At 64.4% G+C, this 3,193-nt stretch carries 3 protein-coding genes; all 3 read right to left on the reverse strand.

The window, feature by feature from the left end; genetic code table 11:
* Positions 1-134 precede the first annotated feature (134 nt).
* Positions 135-1,790: a BCCT family transporter gene (locus P4U43_RS17735; protein WP_277359920.1), complete on the reverse strand. Its 1,656-nt coding sequence runs from the start codon at positions 1,788-1,790 to the stop codon at positions 135-137.
* Between the two features lie 91 nt (positions 1,791-1,881).
* Positions 1,882-2,514, reverse strand: coding sequence for a putative glycolipid-binding domain-containing protein (locus tag P4U43_RS17740; protein ID WP_277359921.1), 633 nt, complete (start codon positions 2,512-2,514; stop codon positions 1,882-1,884).
* A 102-nt stretch (positions 2,515-2,616) separates the two neighbouring features.
* The coding region (locus P4U43_RS17745) for a PucR family transcriptional regulator (protein WP_277359922.1) at positions 2,617-3,193 on the reverse strand (577 nt) is incomplete at its 5' end.

The following is a 3,193-nucleotide window of genomic DNA, read 5'->3' on the forward strand; positions in this document are numbered from 1 at the left end:
GGGGGGGGGGGGGGGGGGGGGGGGGGGGGGGGGAGGGGGGGGGGGGGGGGGGTTGCCCGCGCGGTGCAACAGACGACGACGCTCCCACAGCCTGAGGCTGCGGGAGCGTCGTCGTCGTGACAGGCAGTGGCTGCCTACCGTGCAGCGGCTTCCTCGGCCGTGCCGAGGTCTTCCTCCTGACGCTCCGGCTCAAGGGCCGGTGCAGCGGGAGTACGACGACGTTTCGCGCCGATAATCGCCGGATCCTTTGAGAGGTCCATCATGAGCGCCACGCAGAGGCCCACCATGATGAGGACAAACGGTGCTGCGGCGATGATCGTCAGCGTCTGCAGCGCACCGAGACTGCCGATGAAGAGCAGGACTGCTGCTACCGCGCCGGTCATGGTTCCCCACAGAATGGTGAGCCACTTCTTCGGGTTCTCGGAACCGAAGGAGGAGAGCGAGCCCAGCACGATCGAGGCGGCATCCGCGCCGGAGATGAAGAACACCGCAACGAGCAGGACGACGAGGATCGCCGTCACCGAGGCCAGCGGGTATTCAGCCAGCAGCGCGAACATCGCTGACTCCTGACTCTCCGCGTTGGCCGCGGCGATGTCCACGCCGTTATTCTGCGCGGTAATCGCGGTGCCTCCCCAGACACCGAACCAGACGAGGCTGACGAGGCTCGGCACAGCGACGACGCCGAGGATGAACTCACGGATGGTGCGGCCGCGCGAGATCTTGGCGAGGAAGGAACCGACGAACGGCGTCCATGAAACCCACCACGCCCAGTAGAAGATAGTCCAGGCTGAGAGCCAGTCCTGGCCGCCGAAGGCTCCGGTGCGAGTTGCCATCTGGGGGAGGGCAAACAGGTAGTTGCCTGCGGCGGAAGGGATCAGCTCGAGGATGAAGACCGTCGGGCCCACGATGAACAGGAAGGCGAGGAGCACCAGCGCGGCAATCATGTTGCCGTTGGAGAGCCATTTGATGCCGCGGGAGATACCGCTGACGGCGGAGACGACGAAGCACACGGTCAAGAGCCCGATGAGCCCTACCTGGACCCAGATGTTGCTTTCGATCCCGAAGACTTCGGTGAGCCCACCGTTGATCTGGACAACGCCGAGACCCAGGGAGGTAGCGGAGCCGAACAGGGTTGCGAAGATAGCGAACACGTCGATTGCGCGCAGGGCCTTGATATTGGTGCGCCCGCGGAACAGCGGAGCGAAGGCGGCGCTGAATCCGATGCCGCGTCCCTTGCGGAACGCGGAGTAGGCCAGGGCCAGTCCGACGACGGCGTAGATCGCCCACGGATGCAGAGACCAGTGGAAGAGCGTGTAGTTCATGGCCTGACGGGCGGCGGCGTCGGTACCTGGCTCCACACCTGCAAGCGGCGGCGTCAGGTAGTGGGAGATGGGTTCGGTGACGCCATAGAACATCAGGCCGATCCCCATGCCCGCGCTGAACATCATTGCAATCCAGGAGGCGCGGGAGAAGGCTGGCTTCTCATCGTCGGCTCCGAGGCGGATGCGGCCGTACTTGCTGAGGGCGAGGAATGCCGCGAAGACAACAAAGCCGGTTGCGGTGAGGACAAAGGCCCAGGAGAAATTGGTTACCAATCCATCGAGGACGCTGCTGGTGACATCGGCAAAACCGGTGGGGAAAGCGACACCGAGGATGACCAGCGCCAGCACGACCACCAGGGACGTGTAGAAGACGGGACGATCAAGAACACCCTTGCTGGGTGCTTGTGCGGAGGCCGTTCCCGGCGGCCCTGACTGTATTTGGGCAGGATTGTGTGCGGAATCAGACATAATTCCACCGTACGCTCTGTACACAAGCGCATTCGGTGTGTTAGGTGCAATGGCCCATCAGGGGTTGGATCGTGAGAAAAGTTACCGAAACTTAGCGGATTCGGGTTGCCAGCCCGGGATATTCGATAACCACGCCCTCCCTGTCGATCTGCAACTCCGCCGTGAACCCATGGTTGTCGGAGCTGTAGAGAACTACGCCGTTCCGCTCGTTGTTCGCTGAACGCAGTTGGCTGTACATCTGGCTGCTGCGCATCACCCGAAGGCTAGGAACCTCCACCCATGCCATGACCATTGAGGTCTCATCCGCCGGCGCCAACTCCTCGGAGTGCAGGTTCAACCGCAGGATGGGCATCGTGTTGGTCAGCGGGCACAGCCCCAGATCACAGTCGAGGGCACCGATCAGCAAGGAAGGGTCTTCGATGCCTGGTGCGGGGAGGTCGCATTCGCCGGAACTTGAGCCGGTGCTGGTCCACACGCCGTCACTGTCCCGCTCCAGCTCGAGGTGCCGGCTCCAGCCGTGACCATGCACCGTCGCGGTCAGGCGGCGGGTTACCCAGCCCTCCGCCGTCGTGAGCGCCCAGCTCATGGCATACGAGTCTGTCCTGGATGTGCCGTGTGCGCTCAGCCGACCCGGCTCCAGATTGATCGTGGCGGAATCCAGGCGGCCCGGATCGTCGATGCCCTGCCAGGTGTGGAGCAGACTCGTATGCAGTTGATTAGCCATTCGATTACCTTATGGAGCGTTGGGGGCGGCGCGCCAGAGAGATCGCTCGTCGGGCACCGGATTCCCCTGTTTCCGTACCAAGTTCAGAAGCAGGGGCGCGGCCTACCGGAGGCCGCGCACATTCAACGCCAGGTACAGGTGTACGCGGTCTGCGGTGATGGCGGGATCGTAGCCCGTGAGTTCGACGATCTGCTGCAGACGGTAGCGAACGGTGTTCCGGTGCAGCTGCAGCACGTCCGCAACGGCGGCCACCGACCCGTTATGAGCCAGGTACTTCTCGAGCGTGAGCATCAACTCTGCGCCGTGGCGGTCATCGAACGCCACGACCGGATCGAGCGCTTCGGCGGCCAGATCCGCCAGCGGCACGTCCTCACTTGCCATGAGGAGGGACGTGAGGCTGAGCCGGTCCGGTTGGTTGACCGCCTGGCCCCGGGTCAGCGACTCCCGCGCCTCGAAGTAGCTCCAGCGCAGCCCGCTGGGCTGGGCATAGCCGCCCCCGAAGCCTACTTTCGCTGTGAAACCGGCGCCGTGAAGGTAGGCGCTCAGCGCCTGGCTGAAAGACTCCCCGTCACCTTCCGGCACCGCGATCACCAGGCGGTCGTCCACAACGGCCGTGACGGCGTCGTCGTACGCGCCCGGCAGTGGAAGCGTCCGCAGGGCGCGGCGCTGACCGGTTGCC

It is taken from the genome of Arthrobacter vasquezii, assembly GCF_029455255.1.
Taxonomy (GTDB): Bacteria; Actinomycetota; Actinomycetes; order Actinomycetales; family Micrococcaceae; genus Arthrobacter_D; species Arthrobacter_D parietis.